Below are 6,745 nucleotides of genomic sequence, written 5' to 3' on the forward strand. Positions count from 1 at the left end.
CGACCCCAGAATACACACCTGGTGGACGTTTTCCCAGATTAATGTATATTTACGGTGTTCGGGTATGCATCTGAGTAGATGAAATCCGGGGTCTTTACGCATAGATTGCTCGCATATGATTTATGCCACCAACCTATCTCTTACCCCTCTTTTCGGGGAATTGTGGGGCAGCCTTGCGAAAGATTCGGCACTTAATCGATCAAGACTAGGAGAAGTAGATGGCAAACCGTGGTCCGCACGACCATGAAGAGTCCCACACAGGGGATTCCGACACCTCTCTCGCTCACTCCACTGGGGAGACTCACCCAACTGGGGACAAGGGCCATAAACCGCGCAACCAAGTCCGCGCCATCGTCGGCAGCTACAAGGCCGAAACCGGCGACGATGTCGGCGCAGACGAGGTGGCCGCGCCCAAGCCCAATTGGCCGGTCTTTATCATTTCCGGTGTCCTGATTATCGCCATGGCCCTGTATGCGGGCTTTGGCAAAGAATCCGCGGCGAATACCCTCGCCAGCGTCACCGGATGGATCGGCACGAACCTGGGATGGTTCTACGTCCTGACCGCCACCATCGCCGTGGTCTTCGTCCTCTACATCGCCTTTTCCAATACCGGCAGCATCCGCATGGGCCCGGACCACTCCCGGCCCAAATTCAATACCTTCTCGTGGGTATCCATGCTCTTTGCCGCCGGCATCGGCGTGGACCTCATGTTCTTCGCCGTGGCCGAGCCGGTCACGATGTACATGGACCCGCCGGTGGGCGATGGCGAAACCATGGAGGCCGCCAAAGAAGCCGTGGTCTATGCCATGTTCCACTACGGCCTTACCGGCTGGGCGCTCTATGCGCTGATGGGCATGGCCTTTGGGTACTTCGCCTACCGCCTGAATATGCCGCTGGCTATTCGCTCGGCGCTGTACCCGCTCATCGGCAAGCGCGTGCACGGGCCCATCGGTTCGGCCGTGGACATTGCCGCCATGCTGGGAACCGTCTTTGGCGTTACCGCGTCCCTGGGCATCGGCGTGGTGCAGCTGTCCTACGGCTTCCACCTCATCTTTGGCATCGAGCAGGGCCTGGGGCTGCAATCCGCACTCATCATCGTCGCGGTGGTCATTGCGACGCTATCGGCCGTATCCGGCGTGGATAAGGGCATTCGCTTCCTCTCTGAGCTCAACGTGTACCTGGCCATCGCGCTGATGGTCTACGTCGTGGTCTTTGGCAAGACCGCCTACCTCTTTGATGCCATCGTCACCAATATCGGTGATTACGTCTCCAAGTTCCCCTCCTGGACGCTAGAGACCTTCGCCTTTGCTGAGGACCAAGCCAGCGTGGATACCTGGATGCAGTCCTGGACCCTCTTCTTCTGGGCCTGGTGGATTGCCTGGGCAACCTTCGTCGGCCTGTTCCTGGCCCGCATTTCCCGCGGCCGCACGCTGCGCCAGTTCATCCTGGGCACGCTGACCTTCCCCTTCCTGTTCATCTTGATGTGGATGTCCTTCTTTGGCAATACCGCCCTGGACATGGTGCGCTCCGGTGACTATCCGGAATTTGCAGAAAACGCCATCAACGTTCCGGAGCAGGGTTTCTACGACATGCTCCAGGAATTCCCTGGCTCCGCCATCGTCATCTTCCTGACCACCTTCATCGGCCTGCTGCTGTATATCACCTCGGCCGACTCCGGTGCGCTGGTCATGTCGAACTTCACTTCCCGCATCACGGATAACCGGCAAGATGGCGCCCGGTGGCTGCGCATTTTCTGGTCCATCACCGTCGGCGCGCTCACCTTGGCGTTGCTACAGCTCGATGGCATTGCCACCGTGCAGTCTGCAACCGTGGTCATGGGCCTACCCTTCGCGTTCGTGGTCTACCTCATCATGTTCTCGCTCTGGAAGTCGCTGCGCCTGGAAATCCTCCAGCGTGAGGCCCGGAAAACCGCGTTGCACGGCGCCATCAGCAGCCGCACCGAGCGCGAGCCGAGCGATTCCAACCTGTGGAAGAACCGCCTGGACCGCGCCAATTCCTTCCCCACCAAACAGGACATGGATGACTACCTGCGGGGAACCGCCACCTACGCCCTCGAGCAGGTGGCCACGCAAATGCGCACCCGCGGCTATGACGCCATCTTGCTCACCAGTGAGCTTCCCGATGCCGAATTGCCCCAGCTCGATCTCGAAGTCCGGCTGCACAACGAGCGCCAATTCCGCTACCAGCTCTTCCCTGTTTCCGCGGAGCGCCCGGACTTCTGCGAGGGCGACGGCGAGTACTACCGCCTTGAAGTCTACGACATGACCGGTTCGCTGGGCTATGACGTCTACGGCTACTCCGAAAACCAGATCATCAATAACGTGCTGGACCTGTACGAGCGCCACCTGGCATTCCTCTACATGCAGCAAAGCCAGCCGGGCGATTCCGATGTCTCCGATGGCGCCGAGCCGGAACGCACCTGGCGCGAAGATAGTTAAACTGGCGGGCGATACCGCCGCAATTAGAGAAAGGTTGCTTGCACTTTGAGCACCCAGAACACCTTGTTCGATCCCACGACCACCGAATTGCTCCAGGGCGTGCACTCCGGTGATGCCCCGAAGTCGCTCTTCATCAACGGCCAGTGGGAGGCCGCCCAGGATGGCGAGACCCGCACCATTGTCTGCCCTGCCGATGGCTCTACCGTCGGCGTCGTCTCCGAGGCATCCGAGGCAGATACCCTGCGTGCCATCCAGGTTGCACGTGAAACATTCGATAAGGGCGAGTGGGCCGCAACGCCGTCCGCCGAGCGCGGCAAGATTGTCATCCGCCTGGCGGATTTCATCCGGGAACACAAGGAACTTTTTGCCCAAGCCGAATCCGCGGATACCGGCAAGCGCTACGAGGAATCCCTGGGCGATATGGACGATATTGCCAATGCTTTCGAGTACTTCGGCACCTTGGCCCAGCACCAAGCCGGCCGCGTGGTCGACCCGCAAGATCCCAACCTGCGCTCGCGCATCGACGCCGAGCCGGTGGGCGTCTGCGGCCTGATTACCCCGTGGAACTACCCGCTGCTGCAGGTGTCCTGGAAGGTGGGCCCAGCCCTTGCTGCCGGCAATACCTTCGTGCTCAAGCAGGCGGAGCTGACTCCGCACACCGCCATGCTGCTCATGGCGGCGCTGAAGGAATGCGGCCTGCCGGATGGCGTGGGCAACCTCATCACCGGCGCCGGCGCCAACTGCGGCAATCCGCTCTCCCAGCACCCCGACGTGGACATGGTCTCCTTCACCGGCGGCCTTATCACCGGCAAGCTGATTGCAAAGAACGCGGCAGAGACCGTCAAGCGCACCGCGCTGGAGCTCGGCGGCAAGAACCCGAACGTCATCTTCGCCGATGCCAACTTCGACGTCGCCGTGGATAACGCGCTCAACGGCGCCTTCTTCCACTCCGGCCAGGTCTGCTCCGCTGGCTCGCGCATCGTAGTGGAAGAGTCCCTGCACGATAAATTCGTTGCCGCACTGGTCGAGCGCGCCGAGAAGATCAAGATCGGTGGCCCCACCGATGAGAAGGCCGAGACCGGCCCGCTCATTTCGGCCGATCACCGCGAGAAGGTAGCAGCCTACGTGGACAAGGCCCGCGAACAAGGCGCCAAGATCCTCACCGGCGGCCGCGCCGCCACCAGCGAGGACACCAACGGCCAGCACGGCACCGGCACCACGGATCTGGGCCAGGGCGTGTACTACCTGCCCACGATTATCGATGGCGCTACCCGCGAGATGGACTGCGTCCACGACGAGGCCTTCGGTCCGACCGTGACCATCGAGACCTTCACCACTGAGGAGGAGGCCATCGAGATCGCAAACGATACCGAGTATGGCCTGGCCGGCGCGGTGTACACCTCCGATGCCGGCCGCGCCGAGCGCGTTGCCCGCGCCCTGCGCCACGGCACCATTTGGATCAATGATTTCCACCCGTACCTGCCGCAGGCGGAATGGGGCGGCTACAAGCAGTCCGGCAATGGACGCGAGCTAGGCCCGACCGGCCTTGCCGAATATCAGGAGCACAAGCACGTGTACCAGAACCTGGCCCCTGCCACATGGGATCAGTTTGGCCTGCAATAAGGCGCAAGCAAGACCATAAGGCCTAAGGCCCCGCCCCGCCGCTGCTCTTTGCAGAGGCCCGCGGGGCCTTAGCTTTGCGTGCGCGGCTTAATGGTCATCGTATCCACGTTGACGTGGGCCGGTTGGGCGGCGACCCAGCGGATGGCCTCGGCGATATCCTCTGCCACGAGGTTGAGCTGGCCGTCATACACCTTGGCCGCGCGCTTTTCATCGCCCTTGAAGCGCACCAAGGAAAAGTCCGTGGCCACGCGGCCAGGATCAATCTCGGTAACGCGCACATCGTGGTTTTCTAGCCGCAGCGCGCGGGAAATCACGCGCACGCCGTGCTTCGCGGTGTTATAGCCGGAACCGCCTTCGTACACCGTCCAGCCGGCAATGGAACCGACATTAATAATCAGCCCGGAAAGATCCGGCACCCGCTCTAGCTTGGGCATAAGCGCCTGAATCATGCGCACGGTGCCGAGCACATTGGTCTCGTACATCCACTGCCAGTCCTCGATAGAGGTATCGACAAGCGGCTCCAAGCCCTTGGCACCGCCGGCGTTATTGACCAAAAGATCTACGCGCTCGAGGTGGGAGACGAACTTGGAGACGGAGACATCGGACGTAACGTCCAGCTCATAGGCCTCGCCACCGATTTCATTGGCAAGCTGCTGCAGGCGGTCTGTCCGGCGCGCGCCCACGACGACGTGCCAGCCATCCTTGGCCAAAGAACGCGCGGTGGCCTCTCCAATGCCAGAGGAGGCGCCGGTTACTACTGCTACTTTCTTTTCAGTCATGCACCCCATGCTACGCAGCGCGCGGCACGGTGCAGGGCTTTTACTTAAAGTGCGTCCTCGAGCTCAGAAAGCAGGGAGTTTGCGCGCTCAAGGGAGTCATCGCTGGGACGGAATTCGCCATCGTTCCAATCGGTGAAGATATTAAAGTCCAGCTGGTTGCGCAGCTGTGGCATGGAGAAGTTAGCCACGACATTGCGCCATGCCTCGACCGCGCGCACGCCGCCAACGGAGCCATAGCCCACGAAGGCCACCGGCTTGCCCGCCCATTCCGCGCCGAGCGAATCGTAGGCATTCTTGAACGGACCAGGTACGGAGTGGTTGTACTCCGGGGTCACGAAGACAAAGCCATCGCAGGCATCGACGGCCTTGGACCACTCCTGCACGTTGGCGTCATCGTACTGCTTATTCGCCGCACCCGGAACAACCTCGCTGGTGAGGATGGGAACATTGAACTTCTTGAGCTCCAACAGCTGGTACTCCACGCCGTTCTCGCGGCCTTGGGCGAGGTCATTGACCCACTCGCCTACTGCCTGGCCTGCCGCCTTATCGCGGGTAGAGCCGATGATGATGCCAATTCGGGACATAAGAAAAACCTCTTTCCTTCAACCTTTATGTAACCCGCCCTAGCCTACCGCGCTCGCCGAAACTTGTCTGATGGTGATATTGATTCTTCCTTCCTGCAGCCCGCAACCCTCCGGCAGCGTGCCATCATTTACCCGCACCACCCCGTGGTAGGCAAAGCGCTTTGGGCCGCCAAAGACCACCAAATCACCCGAGCACAAGGTCACATCGTCCCAGGGTTTGGTGCGATTTTCGGTATGGCCTATGCGGAAGAGGGCCTCATCCCCAATCGAAAGCGAAATCACGGGTGCGGGCGATTCCTCGGAGTCATCCACGTGCATGCCCATCGCCGAGCCAGGCGGATAATAATTCACCAGCGCCATCTCCGGCACGAAGTTATCCACCCATGGTGCAAGCTCCGGGGCAACCTGGGCCGCCTGCCGCAGCGCCGCCGGGGCCAATTCCCGCAGGCTATCCGGCACCGGCGGCACCCGCGTGCCTTCCATATTGTCCACGTACCGGTAGCTGGGATAATGCCAATACCTGCCAAGATGCAGCTGAAATACGCTCATCTGCCCGCCCGATTTCAGCCGCGGCTGCACCATCGCCATCGGCGTATGCGCATACGCGCGAGCAATCTCCCGCGTCTCTTCTACAAGGGCCTTTTGCTTGCCGATGCCCACCCACCCCGGCACGTGCCCCACGCCCGGCGCGACGTACGCATTCGGCCGCGGCAGCGAATCAAAAAGCATTCCTCCACCCTAACCGCTAATCGGTTAGGCCACGCTGCCGACCAAATGCGGGAAGCGATGGCATACCAAGCAGGAGTTTCTACTTTGGTGGTGGTCTGGACGGTAGGTCGGGCATCGAGCAAGCTCGCACTGTCAATCCTAGAACTCAAGCCTTTACCTCGTCCGAGGTCCCACATAGCCTAATCCAGAAATCAGACAACGGTAGAAGCATTATCGAACGGAAAAGGAACGAAAGTACCCACCTGTTTGAGGTCATTCATTGGCCGGCAGCATTTTGCATTAGAGCCGACAGCTCTATTGCTTCTGTGGCTGCTTTTTTAGTATTGAATTTTCTCCGGACATGAGATCTATTATTCCTGAGTTGATTGCGATGATTCCTATCCAAGACCCTGTTATATAGATGAAAAGTGTGCCGAGGAGTATGGCGAAGCAGCTAACTGCCTTTAGCTGTTTCGTTCTTCTGTCATTGGATTCGTCAGGCTGGTAGATCCGGGGAGCGTGTCAAGTTGTTTGTGTGTGGGGTTAGGTTTATAGGTATTTGTCGAAGCGGTCGGGAAAGGCCACGGCCATT

At 60.1% G+C, this 6,745-nt stretch carries 5 protein-coding genes; 2 read left to right on the plus strand and 3 right to left on the minus strand.

Annotated features, from left to right (window positions below; genetic code table 11):
* Positions 1-218: 218 nt before the first annotated feature.
* Positions 219-2,459, plus strand: a complete 2,241-nt coding sequence (gene betT / locus ABRP86_RS01560) for a choline BCCT transporter BetT (RefSeq protein WP_349862182.1) — start codon at positions 219-221, stop codon at positions 2,457-2,459.
* Between the two features lie 45 nt (positions 2,460-2,504).
* Entirely contained in the window at positions 2,505-4,082 is a 1,578-nt protein-coding gene (locus ABRP86_RS01565; RefSeq protein ID WP_349862183.1) for an aldehyde dehydrogenase family protein, read from the plus strand.
* 68 nt (positions 4,083-4,150) lie between these two features.
* Here the strand turns inward: ABRP86_RS01565 and ABRP86_RS01570 are convergent, their stop codons facing one another.
* From ABRP86_RS01570 to ABRP86_RS01580, 3 genes are read right to left on the minus strand one after another with little or no spacing between them, the layout of a single operon-like run.
* Positions 4,151-4,870 carry an SDR family oxidoreductase gene (locus tag ABRP86_RS01570; protein ID WP_023028081.1) on the minus strand — a complete coding sequence of 240 codons (720 nt, stop codon included), beginning with the start codon at positions 4,868-4,870 and terminating at the stop codon, positions 4,151-4,153.
* A gap of 35 nt (positions 4,871-4,905) precedes the next feature.
* Positions 4,906-5,445, minus strand: coding sequence for an NADPH-dependent FMN reductase (locus tag ABRP86_RS01575; RefSeq protein ID WP_349862184.1), 540 nt, complete (start codon positions 5,443-5,445; stop codon positions 4,906-4,908).
* Positions 5,446-5,484: 39 nt separating this feature from the next.
* Positions 5,485-6,174 (minus strand): alpha-ketoglutarate-dependent dioxygenase AlkB family protein, encoded by a 690-nt coding sequence (locus ABRP86_RS01580; protein ID WP_349862185.1) that lies wholly within the window; start codon positions 6,172-6,174, stop codon positions 5,485-5,487.
* Positions 6,175-6,745: the final 571 nt, after the last annotated feature.

Origin of the sequence: Corynebacterium sp. KPL3927 (assembly GCF_040225835.1) — a bacterium.
Taxonomy (GTDB): Bacteria; Actinomycetota; Actinomycetes; order Mycobacteriales; family Mycobacteriaceae; genus Corynebacterium.

What these genes read in the sequence shown, in the direction of transcription:
- ABRP86_RS01570 (WP_023028081.1), bottom strand. Translation starts at nt 4,870, where the DNA reads ATGGGGTGCATGACTGAAAAGAAAGTAGCAGTAGTAACCGGCGCCTCC.
- ABRP86_RS01580 (WP_349862185.1), bottom strand. Translation starts at nt 6,174, where the DNA reads ATGCTTTTTGATTCGCTGCCGCGGCCGAATGCGTACGTCGCGCCGGGC.
- ABRP86_RS01575 (WP_349862184.1), bottom strand. Translation starts at nt 5,445, where the DNA reads ATGTCCCGAATTGGCATCATCATCGGCTCTACCCGCGATAAGGCGGCA.
- betT (WP_349862182.1), top strand. Translation starts at nt 219, where the DNA reads ATGGCAAACCGTGGTCCGCACGACCATGAAGAGTCCCACACAGGGGAT.